We start from the raw sequence: 22,101 nt of genomic DNA on the forward strand, positions 1-22,101 counted from the left end.
ATGCAGACGACACCGGTCGAGCCGCACACCTTGCGCGCTTCATACAACGACCCGCGCTCGCCGCCATTCGTTTCGGACCCCTTTCAGCGCAGATGACGAGAACGCCATGGCCGGGCTAATTCCCCAGAGCTTCATTGACGACCTTCTGAACCGCACCGACATCGTCGATGTGGTCAGCTCGCGCCTGCAACTGAAAAAAGCCGGCAAGAATCACACCGCCTGCTGCCCGTTTCACAAAGAGAAAACTCCGTCATTCAGCGTCAGCCCCGACAAACAGTTCTATTACTGTTTCGGCTGCGGCGCTGGCGGCAATGCCCTCGGCTTCATCATGGACCACGACAACCTGGACTTCCCCCAGGCTGTCGAGGAACTGGCCAAAGCCGCCGGCATGGAAATCCCCCGCGAAGAAAGCGGTCGTCCACACAAACCACGCCAACCGACCGATTCTCCGCTCTACCCACTGCTCACAGCTGCCGCCGACTTTTACCGGCAGGCCCTGAAAAGCCATCCAGCGCGCAAAGCCGCGGTGGATTACTTGAAGGGACGCGGCCTGACCGGTGAAATCGCCCGGGACTTCGGCCTCGGCTTTGCACCACCCGGCTGGGACAACCTGTTCAAACACTTGAGCAGCGACACCCTGCAACAAAAAGCCATGATCGATGCCGGCCTGCTGGTCGAGAACGCAGAAACCGGCAAGCGTTACGACCGCTTCCGTGACCGGGTGATGTTCCCGATCCGAGACAGCCGCGGGCGCATCATCGCCTTCGGCGGCCGGGTATTGGGTGATGACAAGCCGAAATACCTGAACTCACCTGAAACCCCGGTGTTCCATAAAGGCCAGGAACTCTACGGCCTCTATGAGGCGCGCAAGAACAACCGCAACCTCGATGAAATCATCGTCGTCGAAGGCTACATGGACGTCATTGCCCTCGCCCAACAAGGCCTGCGCAATGCCGTCGCGACGCTGGGTACCGCCACCAGCGAAGAACACTTGAAACGACTGTTTCGCGTCGTGCCAAGCGTCTTGTTTTGCTTCGACGGTGACCAGGCTGGCCGCAACGCCGCATGGCGAGCGCTGGAGGCAACACTGTCGAGCCTGCAGGACGGCCGTCGCGCACGGTTTCTGTTTCTGCCCGAAGGCGAAGACCCGGACACCTTGATCCGCTCCGAAGGCACCGATGCCTTCCGCGCGCGTATCAACCAGCACGCCCAGCCATTGGCGGACTATTTCTTCCAGCAATTGACTGAAGAAGCCGATCCCCGCTCCCTCGAAGGCAAGGCCCATATGGCCACCCTGGCGGCGCCGCTGATCGACAAGGTCCCGGGCGCCAACCTGCGCACCCTGATGCGCCAGCGCCTGCTGGAAATCACAGGCTTGAGCGGTGAAGCGGTCAGCCAGCTGGTGCACAGCGCACCTCAGGACATGCCGCCTGCCTATGACCCGGGCATGGACTACGACGCCATGCCGGACTACGCCGACTTTCACCAACCCCAGGAAGCCTACGCGCCCCAGCAGGAGTGGACGCCGAAAAAACCGGGTGCCGGCGGCAAGAAATGGGACAAGAAACGCTGGAGCAAAAACGGCAAGCGCGGCGATCGTGATGAATCCTATGCCCCACGCACGCCAGTGGCGGTAGAAGCCCCGACGCTGATCGCGTTGCGCACGCTTATCCACCACCCACAACTGGCCGGCAAGGTTGAGAGTGCCGATCACTTTGCCAACGAGAGCAATACGTACGCTCAGGTACTAATCGCCTTGATCGAAGCTGTGCAGAAAAATCCTAAGCTAAACTCTATTCAGTTGATGGCCCGTTGGCACGGCACAGAGCAAGGGCGCCTCTTGAAAGCACTCGCCGAAAAGGAGTGGCTAATTGACGGCGACAACCTTGAACAACAGTTTTTAGACACCATTACTAGATTATCCGCGGGTCAGCATACGCAGACCCTCGACGAACTCATCAAGAAAGCGAAGCAGCCGGGTTTATCGGCTGAAGAGCAAATTCAGATAGCAAAACAGATGCGCGACCTCTTAAAACAGAATGTTTCCGCATCAAACCCGACCTCAACTGGCGCGTGAGGTCATAGCTCAGGTATAATCCTCGGCTTGTTTTTTGCCCGCCAAGACCTTCAGTGGATAGGGTGTTATGTCCGGAAAAGCGCAACAGCAGTCTCGTATTATTGAGTTGATCAAACTGGGTCGTGAGCAGAAATATCTGACTTACGCCGAGGTCAACGACCACCTGCCCGAGGATATTTCAGATCCGGAGCAGGTGGAAGACATCATCCGCATGATTAACGACATGGGGATCCCCGTACACGAGAGTGCTCCGGATGCGGACGCCCTTATGTTGGCCGACGCCGATACCGACGAGGCCGCTGCGGAAGAAGCAGCCGCTGCGTTGGCAGCGGTGGAGACCGATATCGGTCGCACCACTGACCCGGTGCGCATGTACATGCGCGAAATGGGTACGGTCGAGCTTCTGACTCGTGAAGGCGAAATCGAAATCGCCAAGCGTATCGAGGAAGGCATCCGTGAAGTGATGAGCGCCATTGCGCACTTCCCTGGCACGGTCGAGCATATTCTCTCCGAGTACACTCGCGTCACCACCGAAGGTGGCCGCCTGTCCGACGTCCTGAGCGGTTATATCGACCCGGACGACGGCATTGCGCCACCTGCTGCAGAAGTGCCGCCGCCGATTGACGCGAAGGCCGCGAAAGCGGACGACGACTCAGACGACGAAGACGCCGAAGCCTCGGATGACGAAGAAGAAGCCGAAAGCGGTCCGGATCCGATCATCGCTGCGCAGCGTTTTGGCGCTGTGGCCGATCAGATGGAAATCACCCGCAAGGCCCTGAAAAAGCACGGACGCCACAACAAGGCGGCGCTTGCCGAACTGTTGGCCCTGGCCGAACTGTTCATGCCGATCAAACTGGTGCCGAAGCAATTCGAAGGCCTGGTCGAGCGTGTTCGCAGTGCCCTGGATCGCCTGCGTCAGCAAGAGCGCGCAATCATGCAGCTCTGCGTTCGTGATGCGCGCATGCCGCGTGCCGATTTCCTGCGCCAGTTCCCGGGCAATGAAATCGACGAAAGCTGGACCGATGCCCTGGCCAAAGGCAAAGCCAAATACGCTGAAGCCATTGGTCGCCTGCAACCGGACATCATTCGTTGCCAGCAAAAGCTGACCGCGCTGGAAACCGAAACCGGTTTGACCATCGCCGAGATCAAGGACATCAACCGTCGCATGTCGATCGGTGAGGCCAAGGCCCGCCGCGCGAAGAAGGAGATGGTTGAAGCGAACTTGCGTCTGGTGATCTCCATCGCCAAGAAGTACACCAACCGTGGCCTGCAATTCCTCGATCTGATCCAGGAAGGCAACATCGGTTTGATGAAAGCGGTAGACAAGTTCGAATACCGCCGCGGCTACAAATTCTCGACTTATGCCACCTGGTGGATCCGTCAGGCGATCACTCGCTCGATCGCCGACCAGGCCCGCACCATCCGTATTCCGGTGCACATGATCGAGACGATCAACAAGCTCAACCGCATTTCCCGTCAGATGTTGCAGGAAATGGGTCGCGAACCAACCCCGGAAGAGCTGGGCGAGCGCATGGAAATGCCTGAGGACAAGATCCGCAAGGTATTGAAGATCGCAAAAGAGCCGATCTCCATGGAAACCCCGATCGGTGATGACGAAGACTCCCATCTGGGCGACTTCATCGAAGACTCGACCATGCAGTCGCCAATCGATGTTGCCACCGTAGAGAGCCTTAAAGAAGCGACTCGCGAAGTACTGTCCGGCCTCACTGCCCGTGAAGCCAAGGTGCTGCGCATGCGCTTCGGTATCGACATGAATACCGACCACACGCTTGAAGAGGTTGGTAAGCAGTTCGACGTGACCCGTGAACGGATTCGTCAGATCGAAGCCAAGGCGTTGCGCAAGCTGCGCCACCCGACGAGAAGCGAGCATTTGCGCTCCTTCCTCGACGAGTGATCACAAAACCCCCGGCCCAGGCCGGGGGTTTTGCTTTATGGCGATAAAATCCCCCTGCTACGCCCCTCCCGCCGATTTGCCCGTCTACACTCGAAACATTCCCCCGAGCCATAACGAGACCGTTATGCCCAGACTGCCGACCGTGCTTTTTTTGCTGTCGCTGATGACCTGGACCGCAACGGCTGGCGCGCTGACTCTAACCGACGAAGAACGTAGCTGGCTTGCGGCCCACCCGGACTTGCGACTGGGTGTCGATGCCTCCTGGCCACCTTTTGAATTTCGCGACGATCAGGGGCGTTACCAGGGTCTTGCGGCAGACTATATCAACCTGATCCGTCAACGATTGGCCATCAAGCTCACGCCTATCGAGCCAGTCAGCTGGACGGTTGTGCTGGAGCAGGCCAGGCAAGGCAAGCTCGACCTCTTGCCGGGCATCATGTCGACCCCGGAGCGCCAGGCTTATCTGTCGTTCACCCGTCCTTATCTGGATTTCCCGATCGTCATCCTGGCCCATGTCGGGGGCCCCCAACCGCGCAAGATCGAGGACCTGTACGGGTTGAAAATCGCCGTGGTGGAAAACTACGCGCCCCATGAATTGCTACGCACCCACAACCCCGACCTGAATCTGGTGGCCATGCCCAACGTCAGTTCGGCTTTGCAGGCGTTGGCCACTGATGAAGTGGATGCGGTCGTAGGCGATCTCGCTTCCAGCGTCTGGAGCCTGCGCCAGCTCAAGCTGGACGGTCTGTATGTCAGCGGCGAAACTCCCTATCGCTATCAACTGGCCATGGGCGTCCCCCCGAACAACAAGATGCTGGTCAGCATCCTGGATAAAGTCCTGGCGGACATGACCCCGGCAGAAATCAGCGCCATCCAGGAGCATTGGGTCGGCAACGTCCTCGATCACCGGACTTTCTGGTCCGATCTGCTGGTTTACGGGTTGCCCGGGCTGCTACTGCTGGTCACCGTGCTGGCGACGGTCATCCGCATCAACCGCCGCCTGAGTTCGGAAATTGCCCGCCGGATCGATCTGGAGCAGGAACTGCGCAGCAGCGAATATCACTATCGCGGGCTGGTGGAGAGCCTCTCGGCCATCGCCTGGGAAGCGCGAATGAGCGACTTCACCTACAGCTACGTTTCACCCCATGCCGAGGATCTGCTGGGTTATCCCCTGTCCCACTGGCTGATTCCGGGTTTCTGGCGCAACATCATCCACCCCGCCGACCTCACCCGCGCGCAGAATTTCTGCGATCACGAAGTGCTGGCCGGACGTGATCACAGCCTGGATTATCGGGTCATCACCGCTGACGGGCGCTGCTTGTGGGTCCGCGATATCGTCAGCCTGATCGAACACGGCCATGAACCGGTGATGCGCGGGCTGATGATCGACATCAGCGAGACCAAGCGCACAGAAGAAGCGCTGCGTCTGTCGGAACAGAAGTTTGCATCTGTCTTCCAGCAATGCCCGGACATTCTGGTCATCGCGCGGCTCTCCGACGGCTGCCTGCTGGAGGTCAACGAAGCGTTCGAAGAACAGATCGGCCTCAGGGCCGAAGACGTCATCGGCCAGACCGCCACCGACCTCAATATCTGGGGGGTTCCCGGTGTGGGGCCGGGATTATTGCAGCGCCTGCAGGCCGGTAGCATCCGCAATCTGGAGATGCCCTTTCGCCGCAGCAATGGCCAGGTGTTTACCGGCCTGATCTCCGCCGAACCCTTCGACCTCGACACAACCCCGGCACTGGTGGTGGTCGTGCGCGACATCACCCAGCTCAAGGAAACCCAGCAACAACTGCAAACCTCCGAAGAGAAATTTGCCAAGGCCTTCCATGCCTCCCCGGACGGCTTGCTGCTGTCTCGGCAGAGTGATGGGTTGCTGCTGGAAGTCAACGAAGGCTTCAGCCGTATCACCGGGTTCAACAGCGCAATGTCGGTGGATCGCTCGGCCCTGGATCTGGGGATCTGGGTCAACCTCAACGAACGCAAACAGATGCTCGACCTGCTGCACCGCGATGGCTTCGTCCGTGATTTCAGTTGCCATATCCGCCGCAGCGACGGGCAGATCCGCCTCTGCGAAGTGTCCAGCCGCCCGCTGCCGATCGGCGACGAGGACTGCATGCTGACCATCGCCCGGGACATCACCGAGCGCCACCTCATGCAGGAAAAGCTGCAACAGGCCGCCACAGTGTTTGAGAGCACCGCCGAAGGCGTGCTGATCACCGACACCCAGCAGCACATCAGCGCCGTCAACCGCGCATTCACCGAAATCACCGGCTACAGCGAAAGCGAAGCGCTGGGCCATACCCCGCGCCTGCTTGCCTCGGGCCTGCATGACAGCGCGTTCTATGCCGCCATGTGGCACCAGCTGACCGCCGAAGGGCACTGGCAAGGCGAGATTTCCAACCGGCGCAAGAACGGCGAGCTCTACCCGAGCTGGCTCACCATCAGCGCGGTGCGCAATCGGGACAAGTTCATCACCCACTTCGTGGCGGTGTTCGCCGACATTTCCAGCCTCAAGCACGCCCAGGCCAAACTCGACTACCAAGCCCACCACGACCCGCTGACCGGCCTGCCCAACCGCACGCTGTTCGAAAGCCGTTTGTTGACCGCACTCAACACCCAGAGGGAAAACGGTGGTCAAGGTGCGGTGCTGTTCCTCGATCTGGACCGTTTCAAACACATCAACGATAGCCTCGGCCACCCGGTTGGCGATTTGTTGCTCAAGGGCATTGCCGTGCGCCTCAAGGAACAGTTGCGCGACATCGATACCGTGGCACGCCTGGGTGGCGATGAGTTCATCATCCTGCTGCCCGGCCTGCAGCAGCCCAGTGATGCCGACAACATCGCCACCAAACTGCTCAATTGCTTCACCGCACCGTTCCAGGCCGGTGAGCACGAGTTCTTCATCAGCTCCAGCATCGGCACCAGTCTTTATCCACAGGACGGTTGCGATGTCGCCACACTGATCAAGAACGCCGACGCGGCGATGTACCGCTCCAAAGCCAAGGGCCGCAACCGGGTCGAAAGCTATACCTGCGACCTCACAGCGCAAGCCAGCGAACGCGTAGCGCTGGAACATGAACTGCGACGCGCCATCGAGCGCAATGAGCTGCACCTCTACTATCAACCTAAAATCAGCCTCGACGACTATCGCCTGGTAGGGGCCGAAGCACTGATTCGCTGGCGCCACCCGACCTTTGGCGATGTGCCGCCGGAGCACTTCATTTCCCTGGCCGAAGAAAATGGCATGATCCTGCAAATCGGCGACTGGGTGCTCGAGACCGCCTGCCGGCAAATGCACGAGTGGAACAAAACCTACATGGACCTTGGCCCGCTGTCGGTCAATCTCGCAGGCGCCCAGTTACGCCAGCCGAACCTGCTCAGCCGCATCGAGCAATTGCTCAAGGACTACCGCCTCAAACCCGGGTTCCTGCAACTGGAAATCACCGAAAACTTCATCATGAGCCAGGCGGAAGAAGCGCTGGCCGTGCTGCATCAACTCAAGCAGCTGGGCGTGCAACTGGCAATCGACGACTTCGGTACGGGCTACTCGTCCTTGAGCTACCTCAAACGCCTGCCACTGGACATCCTCAAGATTGACCAGTCGTTCGTTCGCGGTTTGCCGGACGATCCCCACGATGTCGCCATCGTGCGCGCCATCATCGCGCTCGGCCGCAGCATGCAATTCACCGTGATTGCCGAAGGCGTCGAAACCCAGGCACAGCAGCAATTCCTGGCCTATGAGGGTTGTGAGCAGATCCAGGGCTACATCGTCAGCCTGCCCCTGCCCCCCGACGAATTCGCCGCGACGTTTCTTCGTACAGCCGTATTGGATTTTTCGGATAGCACAGCCGCGAAACCGTCGCTATAATCCGCGGCCTACTGAGGGCCTATAGCTCAGTTGGTTAGAGCAGAGGACTCATAATCCTTTGGTCCACGGTTCTTATGTAGGGTTCATCTACCCGCACATTTGGACGATGACCAGTAATAGATTAAGCTACTGAAAGATAAAGACTTTGGGCCTCTAGCTCATGTTGGTTAGAGCAGCGGACTTAAGGTGAGAGACCTACACCCCCAAGGGGCATGGTTAATCGCAAATGGGTTGCCTTGGGGTAAGTTCACTCTGTCCCTTGGTAGAATCGCTCAAATTCGGGGAAGCCTCTGCAAACGCGTGGTAATCCCGAGCCAAGCCTCTTAGGAGGAAGGTGTAGAGACTGTACGGGCGAGCCGAAAGGTAAGAGACAGTCCAGACCACGAACCCGAAAGGGGCGGTGAAAATCGAAGTGGTAAGCATAATCCGTTGGTGCCCGGTTCGACTCCGGGGAGGCCCACCATTTAAAAAGAAACCGCATCCATGATGCGGTTTTTTTGTTCCCCGAAATTACTCTTCTTCAGCCCTGACATCGCGGGTAGCAGCGATCCACTGCTCCACGCCGGCCGTCGAAGCCTCAATAGCTATAAGCCTATCAGTAATATGCCGCACCGCCTGCACTGCCGCTTCGGGCTTGGGCAAACCCGACCAGAACAATGCTTGGCCTACGATGCTTTCCCAACCATAAAAAAGGGTAAGGCCAATCCCAAGCCCGTGCGCCCAGTCGTCCAAACGTATTGTGTCCAACATGGGCTGCTGAGTTGAAAGCATGACAAGCGCTACCTCTCTCACCCCCATAGATACACATTTTTGCCCGAAGACCTGAACATCACTCGATGAAACAGGCTTGTCTCGAACCTCAAATGCTTTCTCCCATACCTCAGGCTGGGGTTCACTCCGAATACATACATCGCCCGGAGAGTCACGACTCGGATCATTAATGCGACCACTCTCCACTCGTGCAGAACCGACCGCAGCATCCATAAGTCCCGCAACCGCTGCCTGCGCCCGACGACCGCTTTCGGAATCGTCCTGAACGAAGGTAAAGATCACTGATGCTAGCGTCTCAGGCCTAACGCTGATGGCCCCTGATGAAGTGAGATATCTCGGCTGGTAGCCCCTACGCACCGATATAAATGCTCGCAAGGCGGCCCTAGCTTGCTCCTCGCTATCCATTTGCTGGAGTTCGCCCACCAAATCGAGCATGTATGCAAACGCTACGGCACTCATTGAATGAACGGGCGTCTGATCACCCAGGTGAGTCATCCTAAAGTAAGGTTGATTGTTCAAAGGCTCTCGGCCGGTCACACCGATGTGGAAACCCAGCTCTGCTGATAGCGGAACCAATACACCATGACACAAGGAGCGAGCGGAGTAAGCCCGGTCATTGCCCACGGCATGCCTTGGCTTTATGGCATACAGATCGACATTTCGATTAACTGACTTAGCGAGAATTTGTGTACCGATGAACGCGATATACTTTTACCTCGTACATGGATCTCGATGATCCCAGGGGTCTGTATTCGGTGGCCATCAACAAACTTTCCAGCGGTCTCAGCATGAACGTGATGCCAGATCTCTCCCTCCAGCACTGACGGGTGGGTCACATGGGCATTCGCGATGAAGCCAGTAAAAGCCAAACCATCTGAATCAACCTTCAGCCTGGCAATAACATCGCAGATTCTGTCATTCATTGTTTAGTCCTTATTGGATTCCCTACGTCTAGGACGTCCCGTAGGCTTCACTGATGAAACCCGCAATCACACAGATAACTTCACCCATTACTAGCACCATTCTCGTATCTGGCTCGCCTATCCACAGAAGTCAGCAATTCGCCTGAATACAGTCGCCGAAATCCGATGCGATCACCTTCCCGCCAGCCTAGGGATTTGCAGACCTCAGGTTGCAGTTCCAGCACCCAATGGCCCTCGAATGTCCGGACTATGTATCCGACCCAAGTCGGTGAGGTCCGGTCATCAAGGGACCTGCGCATAACCGCTACGTCCTCTGGACTAGCAGTGGGACGGCATTTGGCATTAATCGCGAAGTAACCAGCACGCGCGGCCTGCTTGGCTGGCCAAGACGAAGAAATATCTTCCAGATCGACACTTAGAGAGCGAGCACCTGTCAGCCGCACTCGTCCAGGTCGCAAGGCTTTAGCCCGGAAGTAGGCATCAAGACGGTTTCTAATTCGCAACCAAGCCCTGAGTGAAATCATGGTCACACCTTCCAATATTTTCGCCTGTTGAATCTTGTCGATGTTGATGGGGCAAATTGATGCTGGTTGTTCAGCTGGGTGCTGCTCGGTCAATCTACAGAGCTTTCACACAGCAAGATATATCTTAGTATCAACTATCGTTGATTCCAATCTACCTGCATGATCCGTCTAATGCCAACTGTTTTCTTTAATGGGCAGTGGCATGAGCTTCGAGACAGCGCTGGGAGCAGTGCTCAAAGATTTGCGGATACGGCGAGGATGGACGCAAGCGCAATTTCACGGCGTAGTGTCAGCTCAGTACCTCAGCGATCTCGAATTTGGTAAACGTGCTCCATCGCTTGTGATTCTGCGTGCGATCTGCGATCACCTCGGTGTTGAGCTAGCTACGGTGCTTATTTTGGCGGGTGCCAGGGATGAGCCTGTGGTAGATCCCGATGATCTCCTGAGGCGCGTAGAGCGTGAATTAGCAGCACTTAAATATTAAAGAATTAAGCAGCCATTCAACCCCGGATGAAGTGCTGCCAGGCTTGCTGTCGCTAAGGCATCCAATATTTGTCAATCAGTGGATTTCAAAATGAGCGACTTAGAAGACGAGATGCGCCGAGCATTTTTCGGTGCAGGTGAACCTCAATTGCCAGTAGACGCATGTACACCTGTTTTGCCGGACAAAGCACTGACACGTAAGCCAGCTAAGGCCGTGTCTCCGAAACTTCGAGTAACGTTGAATGTGACGAAGGTTTTTGAGGGAGAGATCGATGTGCTCATCCATGACGCGAACACATTGAGTACCTTGACCGCAGAGCTGGAAGCAAAGGCTAAAGCGAAAAAACTGAAATATAAGTACATCGACGTAGTTTCGATCAAATCAATTGAGTAACGATCAGGCTGATGGGCGCTTGGGTAAATACACCCACAAATGTGCGGCTAAGCGCAAATTTATCGACGAATATAACAGTCTGATATGTAAAGAATTTACCTTAGAGAGTATGAGTTTTGCCCTACATTAGGGTTCAAGTCCGTGTGGGCCCACCAAACAAGAAAGCCGCGCATTGCGCGGCTTTTTCGTGTCTGGCGTTTGGTTTTGTTTACTTCAGGTGTCGCAATATCGGATGACGCCGTAGGGCCTTGTAGGCAAACTCCGAATCTTGCTTTTGGGCACTTTGCCGCCTTGTTGCGCTTTTCTTCGACGGGATAGTCTCCGGACGTCGCTGCCACATGCAGCGGTCGGGCTTGGAAACCCGATGAAATTGGACGCAATGCTTGCCCATCAAGTTATGGCGGCTGTGCGTGGGACGTCTTAGGGCGTGCCGGTTTCCTAATTTCCCGGTTTTCCAACCTGCGCACAGCTGTCACCCATTCGCTTGGAAACGAATGTGACAGCATTCCAAATTAGGAGCTGTACCATGACTAAAACAAATACGTCCGAACCCTCAGAGTTAAAAACCGTAGGCTTCACCCCTTTCCTGTATCTCTCTGACCAGCCCTTGTTCCACGTATGCCGAGACGTCCCTATTGCCGACGCCCTGGTCCAAGCCTCCGACCTGCTGTTCCTCGCCAAATCCCTCACCGTGGATGCCGCCTACGCCCAAGACTCCGACCGCCATGCCTGGGCCGCGCACTATCTGACGACGATGAGCAAAGCAGTGATCGATGATGTGGTGAAGGTGCTGACGCGACGGCCAATCGGTTAATACTTGTAGGAGCGAGCTTGCTCGCGAAAAACCCGAGAACGCCGCTGGGCAACTGGTTTTACGCGTTATCGTTCACGATTTTCGCGAGCGAGCTCGCTCCTACAGGGGCCAACCGATCCAGTACTTCCCGCGTCAACACCACTTCGAAAGTACCTGCCGGCATGCCCCAATGCTCCACGAGGACCATGCGTTCTACCAACTCCTGTCCGAGGTCGGTAATGGTCCCGGCCAACGCCTCGACGATTTCTTGAGTGCGCAACCATAGTCCGTCATGGATCGACTTCAGTTCGGTGGTGACGCTGTCCGAAGACACAGGATCCGTATCAGGGTATGTGATGTTGCGCAGCAGCTGCCGCAGTTCCCTGATTTTTGCCTCATCCTTTTCCGCCCCAAACGCGCCATTGAGGATGGCGGCCGCTTTCGATTGATCGACGCACTTTTTGCGCGCCTGGACTGTAGGTAATGTCTGCGCCATGGCCCCCGCATAGAGGACCATGATGCGGGCTTCCAAGTACTCCCGCATCGCCTGCAGCGACGAAATCGATCGCGACAGAGTGATGCATGCGCCCCCTTTGTGCCTCAGGTCCATGGTCACTGTCAGGGTCACGCCGCCCGTTTCGAACCCGAGCGCCCGGGCCACGACGTAGTGCCCCATTTCGTGATTAGCGATCGGCAAGGCATGTTCCCGCACCGCGGGAGGCATCTTCTTAATTTCCATCGCGTCGGATCCTCGGGTCTCCCGTTTGAATACGAGTGACAGTAGATGTCGATCCTCCTACTACGCGCAATGTGGACGCAAGCCTGCCAGCGATGGATTTGAAAACACCGCGCCCTGTCAGGCAGCGCGCGGTATCGTTCACGGCCTTCGCGGGCAAGCCTCGCTCCTACGGCAACGCATAGGCAATCACGTAGTCCCCACGATCCGTCGACTGACGCGCACCGCCCACCGTCAGCAGGATGTACTGCTTGCCGGTTTTTGGTGAAACGTAAGTCATCGGCCCGGACTGGCTGCCCACCGGCAAGCGCGATTTCCAGATTTCGTTGCCGTTGCCGGTATCGAAGGCGCGCAGGTAGAAGTCCTGGGTGCCGGCGAAGAACAGCAGGCCCGACTGGGTGGCCAGGGACGCGCCGAGGGTCGGCATGCCGATCGGGATCGGCAAGTGCATGCGAATGCCCAGCGGGCCGGTGTCCTGCACGGTGCCGACCGGGACCTGCCACATCAACTTGTGGGTCTTGAGGTCGATGGCGGACATAGTGCCGAACGGCGGTTTCTGGCACGGGATGCCGACCGCCGAGAGGAACCGTTCACGCATGGCGCCAAACGGCGTGCCTTCCTGCGGCACCACACCCATTTCGATACCGCTGGCCCCGGCGCCGATTTTGTCGCGTGGGATCATGTAGTTGGCCAGGCCCAGGCGCATGTCGTTGACGAACATGTAATTAGTGTTCGGATCGACCGAGACGCTGCCCCAGTTCATGCCCCCCAACGAGCCCGGGAACTGCAGGGCGCGATCCATGCCCGGTGGGGTGTAGACACCTTCATGGCGCATGCCTTTGAACTGGATGCGGCACATCAACTGGTCGAAAGGCGTGGCGCCCCACATGTCGGCTTCGGTCAGGGTTTTATTGCCGATAGACGGCATGTCCACCGAGAACGGCTGGGTGGGCGAGTAGCGCTCACCGGGCACATGGCCTTGCGGCACCGGGCGCTCTTCGACCCGCGCTATCGGCACGCCGGTTTCACGGTTGAGCAAGAAGATCTCGCCCTGCTTGGTGACTTGCGCCAGGGCTGGCTGAGTACCGCCCTTGTCGTCCGGCACGTCGTACAACAGCGGTTGCGCTGGCAGGTCGAAGTCCCACAGGTCGTGGTGAGTGGTCTGGAAGTGCCAGCGAACCTGACCGGTTTTCACGTCGATAGCGACGATGGATGAGTTCCACTTGTCATCGAACTCGGTGCGCTGTCCCCCGAAGAAGTCCGGCGTGGCGTTACCGGTCGGCAGGTAAACCAGGCCAAGTTTGGCGTCGTAGGACATGGCCGACCACACGTTCGGCGTGCCACGGGTATAGGTCTCACCGGCCGGAGGGCGTTTGGTGGTGTTCGGATTACCCGGATCCCACGCCCATACCAGCTCACCGCTGCGCACGTCGTAGGCACGCACCACGCCTGGCGGCTCGCCGGTGGAATAGTTATCGGCCACGCGACCGCCAACGATGACTACGTCCCCTGCGACCAATGGCGTCGAGGTTTGCTGGTAGTAACCGGGCTTCACTTCGCCCATGTCGGTGGTCAGATCGACGGTGCCTTGGTTGCCGAACTCTTCGCAGGGCTTGCCGGTTTCGGCATTGATGGCGATCAGGCGCGCATCGCCGGTCGGCAGGAACAGACGTTTCGTACAGGCTGTAGGTTGGTTGTCCGAAGAGGCAGGGGTTTCGGAATAACCCAGGCCACGGCAACGCTGCCAGTTGGGCGCGGTGCCTTGCGGGTCGAACTTCCAGCGCTGGGCACCCGTGTCGGCATCCAGGGCGAAAACCTTGCCGTAAGCGGTGCAGGTATAGACCGTGTCACCGATTTGCAGCGGGGTGTTCTGGTCTTCGGCGCCGGCGCCGGTGCTTTGCGGGATGTCGCCGGTGCGGAAGGTCCAGGCCACCTGCAATTTGTCGATGTTGCCCTTGTTGATCTGGTCCAGCGCGGCAAAGCGATTACCGGCGGTGGTGTTGCCCCAGTGTGCCCAGTCTTTCTGTTCGGTGCCCGGTGCGACCGGCGTTACCGCGGGTTCGCTGCTGGCCTTGACCACGTGGGTCGGCACGAACATATAGGCCATCGTTGCGACGACACAGACGCCCAGGATGCCAGCCAAGCCATAAGCGCCACGCCCAGCGGACGCGCCCGAAGCGCGCACCAGCGTTGGGTAGATCAGCGCGACGACCAAGCCGATCACGGCGAAAGTCAGCACGCGCGAGACCAGCGGCCAATACTCGAAACCGGCATCCCACACCGCCCAAATCGCCGTCAGGATCAACGCCACGCCGTACAGCCACGCGCCCTGCGGCTTACGGCGGGCGATCATCAGCCCGGAGAACAGCATGGTCATGCCCATCAGCAGGAAATACCAGCTGCCGCCAAGCGCAATCAGATAGCCGCCGCCACCGGCCAGACCGAGCCCGATCAGTGCGATCAGCACACCCAGCCCCGCCAGCAACCATTTGCTGCCGGCGGCAGCCCCAGAATTATTCATGTCGGAAATTATCCCCATTTGTGACAAGCGCGGAATAATGTACTACCTAGTTACTTATGGCAAATTGTCGCAGTCAGGAATGGCATGAACGGTCGTGAATTCAGATCAAAGATCCGTTGCAGGGGGATGTGCCTGTAACATGTTCATCCACCGATCTGTGCCGCTGGAGATGCCCCCTTTGCCTGACACTCGCCCACCCGTTCTCGACGAAATCGACCGCCAATTGATTGCCGCCCTGCAGATCAACGCCCGCGAAAGCGTGGCCATGCTTGCCCGGCAACTGGGTATCGCGCGCACCACAGTGACTTCGCGCCTGGCGCGGCTGGAAAAGGCCAAGGTGATTACCGGTTACGGCGTGCGCCTGGGCCAGCGCGTGGTGGATGGCGGGTTGCAGGCTTACGTCGGTATTACTGTGCAACCGCGCTCCGGGAAGGAAGTGTTACGCAGGTTGAGCGCCATGGCACAGGTGCAGCAGTTATGTGCGGTCAGTGGCGAATTTGATTATGTGGCGTGGCTGCGTACGGACTCGCCGGAGCAGCTGGATCAGTTGCTGGATCAGATCGGCAGTGTGGATGGGGTGGAGAAGACCACGACTTCGATCATCTTGAGTAGCAAGATTGATCGGGGGCAGCCAGTTTGAGTTTCTTCGGTGGTTTTGGGTGTCTGACAGGCCTGCAAAGACCTGTAGGAGCTGGCTTGCCAGCGAAAGCGTCCGGACCATCAACACAAAACTCAAAGGCCTTTTCGCTGGCAAGCCAGCTCCTACAACGGGCAATGTGCGCAATACTATCGTCATAATGACCATAAAAATGGCAAAACGACGACACTTTGCGTCTTATTAACGTGCTCTACGCTCTCTAGAATGGCTGACATCTTTTCCTATACTCAGACGCGCATTCCCCGTCGAGTCGCCAGCAAGGTCAGCCATGAACAAGAACAATCGCCATCCTGCAGACGGTAAAAAACCAGTCACCATTTTCGGTCCGGACTTTCCTTTCGCCTTTGACGACTGGATCGAACACCCGGCCGGCCTGGGCAGCATTCCCGAGCACAATCACGGTGCAGAAGTGGCGATTGTCGGCGCCGGCATCGCGGGGCTGGTGGCCGCTTACGAACTGATGAAGCTCGGCCTCAAGCCCGTCGTCTACGAAGCCTCGAAAATGGGCGGTCGTCTGCGCTCCCAAGCCTTCAACGGCACCGATGGTATCGTCGCCGAGTTGGGCGGCATGCGCTTTCCGGTGTCGTCCACCGCCTTCTATCACTACGTCGACAAGCTGGGTCTTGAGACCAAACCCTTCCCTAACCCGCTGACCCCTGCTTCCGGCAGCACCGTCATCGATCTGGAAGGCAAGACCCATTACGCACAGAAACTGGCGGATCTTCCTGCACTGTTCCAGGAAGTGGCTGACGCCTGGGCCGATGCCCTGGAAGCCGGCTCGCAGTTCTCCGACATCCAGCAAGCCATCCGCGACCGCGACGTACCGCGCCTCAAGGAGCTGTGGAACACCCTCGTGCCGCTGTGGGATGACCGCACCTTCTACGATTTCGTCGCCACCTCCAAAGCCTTCGCCAAACTGTCGTTCCATCACCGCGAAGTGTTCGGTCAGGTCGGCTTCGGCACCGGCGGCTGGGACTCTGACTTCCCCAACTCGATGCTGGAAATCTTCCGCGTGGTGATGACCAACTGCGACGATCACCAGCATCTGGTGGTCGGCGGTGTGGAACAAGTGCCGCAAGGCATTTGGCGTCACGAGCCGGAACGCTGCGTGCACTGGCCACAAGGCACCAGCCTCAAATCGTTGCACCGGGGCGCGCCACGCTCCGGGGTGAAGAAAATCGCCCACGCACCCGGCGGCCGTTTTGCGGTCACCGACAACAACGGCGACACCCGCGAATACGCCGCGGTGCTGACCACCTGCCAAAGCTGGCTGCTGACCACCCAGATCGAATGCGACGAAAGCCTGTTCTCGCAAAAGATGTGGATGGCCCTGGACCGCACCCGCTACATGCAATCGTCGAAAACCTTCGTGATGGTCGACCGCCCGTTCTGGAAGGACAAGGACCCGGAAACCGGCCGCGACCTGATGAGCATGACCCTCACCGATCGCCTGACCCGTGGCACCTACCTGTTCGACAACGGCGACGACAAACCAGGGGTGATTTGCCTGTCGTACTCGTGGATGAGCGATGCGCTGAAAATGCTGCCACACCCGGTGGAAAAACGCGTGAAACTGGCGTTGGATGCGTTGAAGAAGATCTACCCGAAAGTCGACATCGCCGCGCGGATCATCGGCGATCCGATCACTGTGTCCTGGGAAGCCGACCCGCACTTCCTCGGGGCGTTCAAAGGCGCCCTGCCCGGCCATTACCGCTACAACCAGCGCATGTACGCGCATTTCATGCAGGACGACATGCCAGCGGAGCAGCGCGGGATTTTCATCGCCGGCGACGACGTTTCCTGGACACCGGCCTGGGTCGAAGGCGCGGTGCAAACGTCGCTCAACGCGGTGTGGGGCATCATGAAGCATTTCGGCGGCGCCACACATAAAGAGAACCCGGGCCCGGGTGATGTGTTCAAAGACATAGGCCCTATCGCCCTCCCCGAGTAAGAGGAATCCCTGATGCGCGTAGCCCTTTACCAATGTCCACCGTTGCCTCTGGATGTCGCCGGCAACCTGCAACGTCTGCGACAGCTGGCACAGGAAGCCAAAGGCGCCGATTTGCTGGTGCTGCCGGAGATGTTCCTGACCGGTTACAACATCGGCTTCGATGCCGTCAGCGTGCTGGCGGAGGTGCACAACGGTGAGTCGGCGCAGCAGATCGCGCGCATCGCCCGGACCGCCGGGATTGCCATTTTGTATGGTTATCCCGAACGTACCGAGGACGGGCAGATCTACAACGCCGTGCAGCTGATCGACGCCCAGGGCGAGCGCGTCTGCAACTACCGCAAGACCCATTTGTTTGGTGATCTTGACCGCTCGATGTTCAGCCCCGGGACCAACGAATTTCCCGTGGTTGAACTCAACGGCTGGAAGCTTGGTTTCCTGATCTGTTATGACCTGGAATTTCCGGAGAATGCCCGGCGTCTGGCCCTCGACGGTGCCGAGCTGATTTTGGCGCCGACAGCGAACATGATTCCCTTCGATTTCGTCGCCGACGTCACCGTCCGCTCCCGCGCCTTCGAAAACCAGTGTTATGTGGCCTACGCCAACTATTGCGGGCAGGAAGGCGATATCCACTATTGCGGCCAGAGCAGCATCGCCGCGCCGGACGGCAGCCGCATCGCCCAGGCTGGCCTTGATGAAGCGCTGATTGTCGGAGAGCTGGATCGTCAGTTGATGGTCGACTCCCGCGCCGCCAATCGTTATTTGATCGATCGCCGCCCAGAGCTTTACGGCGCGCTGAACAAGCGCTAATCCGCTAGCATTGGCACTTCACTGTTCTGGAAGTGCCCATGCCTGCGCTGAATCACCCTCGCCCCCACACTGAAACCCTGGCCAACGGTCTGCGGGTAACGCTGCGTCATGCGCCCGATCTGAAGCGCGCCGCTGCGGCATTACGGGTTGCCGCCGGCAGCCATGATGTACCGCTGGCATGGCCGGGCCTGGCGCACTTTCTTGAACATCTGCTGTTTCTGGAGACCGAGCGTTTTCCCGCCAGCCAAGGGCTGATGGCCTACGTCCAGGGCCATGGCGGACAGGTGAACGCGCGGACCAGCGAGCGCACCACCGACTACTTTTTCGAGTTACCACCTCAGTTTTTAAGCGGCGGCCTGGAGCGTCTGTCAGACATGCTCGCCCATCCGCGTATGAATCCGGACGATCAGCAGCGGGAACGGGAAGTTCTGCAGGCGGAATTTGTCGCGTGGTCGCAAGATGAGACGGCCCAGCGGCAATTTGCTCTGTGGGGTGGCCTGTCAAAAACGCATCCGCTACGCGGTTTTCACGCAGGCAACCGCGACAGTCTGCCGGTGTCGCATCCTGATTTTCAGCAAGCGTTGCAGGATTTCCACCAGCGGTTTTATCAGGCCGGACAGATGATATTGAGCTTGGCGGGCCCTCATTCGCTCGAAGAATTGAAGGCGCTGGCCCAAGTGTTCGCTGATGCGATCCCCGAAGGCAAAAAGGTCCCGCAACAACCGACTGCGCCACTGATGGACGCGTTGGAGAGCAGTTATCAACAGGTAAACGACTGTCGGCTGGATCTGGTGTTCGCGTTCGAAGCGCTGCCCGCGTCATCCCCGGAAGCCTTGGCGTTCCTGTGCCATTGGCTGAACGCGGCGAAACCCGGAGGACTGCTGGCTGACCTGCAAAAACGCGGACTGGCCCAACAGTTGAAAGCAGCGCCGCTGTATCACTTCGCCGGGCAAGCCCTGCTGCACATCGAGTTCACACTGAACGTCAATGCGCAGCCAACAGCGATCCGCGAACAGCTACTGGATTGGCTGAGCTACTTCGCCCAACAAGACTGGAGCGGTTTGCGCGACGAATACTCCGCCCTGCTCCAGCGCCAGCAGCAAGTCAGCGGCGCCCTGCAATTGGCGCGACTGGACAGCGAACAACAGGAAACCGGGTTATCCGAACATGGCGTGACTGCCCTCAAGGCTATCCTGCAACAAATCGGCGCTGTGGATAACTTCACGGGCCAATGGCAACTGCCGGCGCCCAACCCGTTTTTGCGCTCCGATGCGCCCGCGGCCAACGCAGGATTGATTCGCGGCCAGACCAGCGCTCACCGTGGTTTGCGCACCTTTGCCCAGGATCGCTCACGCAGCCGTCGCGAACGTTCGCCGATGCAGTTCAGCCAGGCGTTGCCGGAAAACAGTGCTGAAGGTGCGCTTTACCTGCGTTGGCGTCTGGACGCGGCACCTTGCAGCAGCCTCCAGGCACGACTGGAAAACGCCCTGCAACCGTTACGCGATGAAGCCCGGCAGGCGGGCGTGGATTTTTCCTTCAGCGCATCGGGCAACGAATGGCTGCTGAAGATGAGCGGGCTTCAGGAGCCGATGCCAAGCGTCCTGGAACACGTGCTGAAAACACTGGCAAGTCCTGGTGTCAAATTCACACAGGATGAGTCAGCCTCGATGCCGATCCGGCAGCTGCTCAAGGCATTGCCCGCTCACGTTCTGGAGCCCAATGTGGATTCGAATGACGCGCAACAACTCTGGTCGAGCGCGCGCTGGGACGGACTGGCGATTGGCCTGTCGGCTCAGACCCAGGCAGCAATGGGTCTGGCCTTGAGCCGCATACCCGGCGCACCGGACAATCAACCGACGCCACCGCCGTCGATCCACGGGCAACACCTCTGGAGCACCCTGGATACCGGCTCCAGTGAACACGCGTTGTTGCTGTTCTGCCCGACCGCATCCACGGATATCGCTGACGAAGCCGCGTGGCGCTTATTGGCACACCTCTGTCAGACGCCGTTTTACCAGCGCCTGCGGGTGGAGTTGCAACTTGGCTACGCGGTGTTCAGCGCCCTGCGCCAGATGCACGGGCAAACCGGGCTGCTGTTTGGCGTGCAATCGCCGAACGTGGCGCCGGTGGATCTGCTGCAACATATCGAGCAGTTCCTCAAAGGATTGCCGGACAGCATCCGCGACATCGATGACGCGGATTTCATCGCCCTGCGCCAGGCCTTGGCTGATCAGTTCGCCAGCGCCGCTTTGCCTAGTGCCCAGGCTGCCGAACTGCTCTGGCAGGGCAAACTCGCCGGCCGCTCGTCGGATTATCTGACGCAATTGCCCCAGGCAATCCTGATGATAGATCGGCCCGCACTCATCGCCGCCGCCCAGCGCTTGATTCAAGCCGAAGGCGGTTGGCGCTGCCTGTCCAGCGGCACTTGCCCTGGCTCGCCTTGGCAAGTGGCAAAATGATCATTACCAAGGCTGCAATTAACTTTCTCGAACATTTGCAGCCAATTATTCTGAAATTTTGAGTAACATAGCTACCTAACTATCTGAACATCTCCCGCCGGAGGTGGACTATATGTATAGGTCTCAACTGTCCCATCACCTGAAGGAGCGCTCCCATGACTTGGTCCAAACCTGCTTACACCGACCTGCGTATCGGCTTTGAAGTCACCATGTACTTCGCCAGCCGCTGATCTCTGCCCTGGCAGAGTCGCAGTTCAACGCCTCGGTCATCCGAGGCGTTTTATTTTCAGCGTTGCTTTTATTTTCCGCGTTGCAATGATGGAGCATCCATGTTTGTCCAGATTCTAGGTTCCGCCGCCGGCGGTGGTTTCCCCCAGTGGAACTGCAACTGCGTGAACTGCGCCGGTTTTCGCGACGGCAGCCTGCGGGCCCAGGCACGGACCCAGTCGTCCATCGCGATTTCCGATAACGGCGTGAACTGGGTGCTGTGCAACACCTCGCCGGACATCCGTGCGCAACTGCAGAGCTTTGCCCCGATGCAACCGGGCCGCGCCCTGCGTGATACCGGCATCGGCGCGATCATCCTGATGGACAGCCAGATCGACCACACCACCGGCCTGCTCAGCCTGCGCGAGGGTTGCCCGCATCAGGTCTGGTGCACCGACATGGTCCACGAAGACCTGACTACCGGCTTCCCGCTGTTCACCATGCTGACCCACTGGAACGGCGGCCTGAACTGGAACCGCATCGAACTCGATCAGAGTTTCACCGTCCCGGCCTGCCCGAACCTGCGCTTCACCCCGCTGCCACTGCGCAGCGCCGCGCCGCCCTACTCGCCGCACCGCTTCGACCCGCATCCGGGCGACAACATCGGCCTGATCGTCGAGGACCTGAGCACCGGCGGTAAACTGTTCTACGCACCGGGCCTGGGCAAGGTCGATGCACCGTTGCTCGAGATCATGGCCGGCAGCGATTGCCTGCTGGTGGACGGCACGCTGTGGGACGACGACGAAATGCAGCGCCGTGGCGTCGGCACCCGCACCGGCCGGGAAATGGGTCACCTGGCGCAAAACGGCCCCGGCGGCATGCTCGAGGTACTCGCGCAATTGCCCGAGCCGCGCAAGGTGCTGATCCACATCAACAACACCAACCCGATTCTCGATGAGGACTCGCCGCAGCGCGCGGAACTGGAGCGGTGCGGTGTGGAAGTGGCGTATG

16 protein-coding genes are annotated in these 22,101 nt (G+C 58.7%); 12 read left to right on the plus strand and 4 right to left on the minus strand.

Annotated features, from left to right (window positions below; genetic code table 11):
* The first annotated feature begins 106 nt into the window (after positions 1-106).
* The 3 genes from dnaG (at position 107) to GPL81_RS19920 (ending at position 7,863) form a co-directional block, all read left to right on the plus strand.
* The gene (dnaG, locus tag GPL81_RS19910) at positions 107-2,077 is read left to right on the plus strand and encodes a DNA primase (protein ID WP_160108095.1); all 1,971 of its coding nucleotides are present in this window, start codon (positions 107-109) and stop codon (positions 2,075-2,077) included.
* Between the two features lie 67 nt (positions 2,078-2,144).
* Positions 2,145-3,992 (plus strand): RNA polymerase sigma factor RpoD, encoded by a 1,848-nt coding sequence (rpoD, locus tag GPL81_RS19915; RefSeq protein ID WP_096514664.1) that lies wholly within the window; start codon positions 2,145-2,147, stop codon positions 3,990-3,992.
* Between the two features lie 124 nt (positions 3,993-4,116).
* The gene (locus tag GPL81_RS19920; protein ID WP_160108096.1) at positions 4,117-7,863 is read left to right on the plus strand and encodes a bifunctional diguanylate cyclase/phosphodiesterase; all 3,747 of its coding nucleotides are present in this window, start codon (positions 4,117-4,119) and stop codon (positions 7,861-7,863) included.
* Positions 7,864-8,373: 510 nt separating this feature from the next.
* Here GPL81_RS19920 and GPL81_RS19925 read toward each other — a convergent pair.
* Together GPL81_RS19925 and GPL81_RS19930 are read right to left on the minus strand one after the other, a co-directional pair.
* Positions 8,374-9,339 (minus strand): restriction endonuclease, SacI family, encoded by a 966-nt coding sequence (locus GPL81_RS19925; RefSeq protein WP_160108105.1) that lies wholly within the window; start codon positions 9,337-9,339, stop codon positions 8,374-8,376.
* Entirely contained in the window at positions 9,273-9,557 is a 285-nt protein-coding gene (locus GPL81_RS19930; protein ID WP_160108097.1) for a hypothetical protein, read from the minus strand. The genes GPL81_RS19925 and GPL81_RS19930 overlap by 67 nt, the downstream gene beginning before the upstream one ends.
* 726 nt (positions 9,558-10,283) lie before the next feature.
* Between GPL81_RS19930 and GPL81_RS19935 the strand changes: the two genes are divergently transcribed.
* The 3 genes from GPL81_RS19935 to GPL81_RS19945 all read left to right on the plus strand — a co-directional run bounded on the left by GPL81_RS19935 (position 10,284) and on the right by GPL81_RS19945 (position 11,772).
* Positions 10,284-10,565 (plus strand): helix-turn-helix domain-containing protein, encoded by a 282-nt coding sequence (locus GPL81_RS19935; RefSeq protein WP_160108098.1) that lies wholly within the window; start codon positions 10,284-10,286, stop codon positions 10,563-10,565.
* Positions 10,566-10,655: 90 nt separating this feature from the next.
* A complete protein-coding gene (locus GPL81_RS19940) occupies positions 10,656-10,958 on the plus strand; it encodes a hypothetical protein (RefSeq protein WP_160108099.1) in 303 nt (100 codons plus the stop codon).
* A gap of 526 nt (positions 10,959-11,484) precedes the next feature.
* Positions 11,485-11,772, plus strand: coding sequence for a DUF3077 domain-containing protein (locus GPL81_RS19945; protein ID WP_160108100.1), 288 nt, complete (start codon positions 11,485-11,487; stop codon positions 11,770-11,772).
* 58 nt (positions 11,773-11,830) lie between these two features.
* Here the strand turns inward: GPL81_RS19945 and GPL81_RS19950 are convergent, their stop codons facing one another.
* Both GPL81_RS19950 and GPL81_RS19955 read right to left on the minus strand, forming a co-directional pair.
* Positions 11,831-12,490, minus strand: coding sequence for a peptidase M41 (locus tag GPL81_RS19950; RefSeq protein WP_178122614.1), 660 nt, complete (start codon positions 12,488-12,490; stop codon positions 11,831-11,833).
* Between the two features lie 166 nt (positions 12,491-12,656).
* Positions 12,657-15,008: a glucose/quinate/shikimate family membrane-bound PQQ-dependent dehydrogenase gene (locus tag GPL81_RS19955; RefSeq protein WP_160108101.1), complete on the minus strand. Its 2,352-nt coding sequence runs from the start codon at positions 15,006-15,008 to the stop codon at positions 12,657-12,659.
* Between the two features lie 178 nt (positions 15,009-15,186).
* Between GPL81_RS19955 and GPL81_RS19960 the strand changes: the two genes are divergently transcribed.
* From GPL81_RS19960 to pqqB, 6 genes are all read left to right on the plus strand, one after another.
* Complete coding sequence (locus tag GPL81_RS19960) at positions 15,187-15,648, plus strand: Lrp/AsnC family transcriptional regulator (protein WP_007980298.1); 462 nt, start codon at positions 15,187-15,189, stop codon at positions 15,646-15,648.
* Between the two features lie 286 nt (positions 15,649-15,934).
* Positions 15,935-17,617, plus strand: coding sequence for a flavin monoamine oxidase family protein (locus GPL81_RS19965; protein ID WP_096514656.1), 1,683 nt, complete (start codon positions 15,935-15,937; stop codon positions 17,615-17,617).
* Between the two features lie 12 nt (positions 17,618-17,629).
* A complete protein-coding gene (locus GPL81_RS19970) occupies positions 17,630-18,424 on the plus strand; it encodes a carbon-nitrogen hydrolase family protein (RefSeq protein WP_160108102.1) in 795 nt (264 codons plus the stop codon).
* A gap of 38 nt (positions 18,425-18,462) precedes the next feature.
* Positions 18,463-20,883, plus strand: coding sequence for a pyrroloquinoline quinone biosynthesis protein PqqF (pqqF, locus tag GPL81_RS19975; RefSeq protein ID WP_160108103.1), 2,421 nt, complete (start codon positions 18,463-18,465; stop codon positions 20,881-20,883).
* A 155-nt stretch (positions 20,884-21,038) separates the two neighbouring features.
* Positions 21,039-21,113: a pyrroloquinoline quinone precursor peptide PqqA gene (pqqA, locus tag GPL81_RS19980; protein ID WP_003194766.1), complete on the plus strand. Its 75-nt coding sequence runs from the start codon at positions 21,039-21,041 to the stop codon at positions 21,111-21,113.
* Positions 21,114-21,212: 99 nt separating this feature from the next.
* A partial coding sequence (gene pqqB, locus GPL81_RS19985; protein ID WP_160108104.1) for a pyrroloquinoline quinone biosynthesis protein PqqB occupies positions 21,213-22,101 on the plus strand: 889 nt, incomplete at its 3' end.

It is taken from the genome of Pseudomonas izuensis (genome assembly GCF_009861505.1).
GTDB lineage: Bacteria > Pseudomonadota > Gammaproteobacteria > Pseudomonadales > Pseudomonadaceae > Aquipseudomonas > Aquipseudomonas izuensis.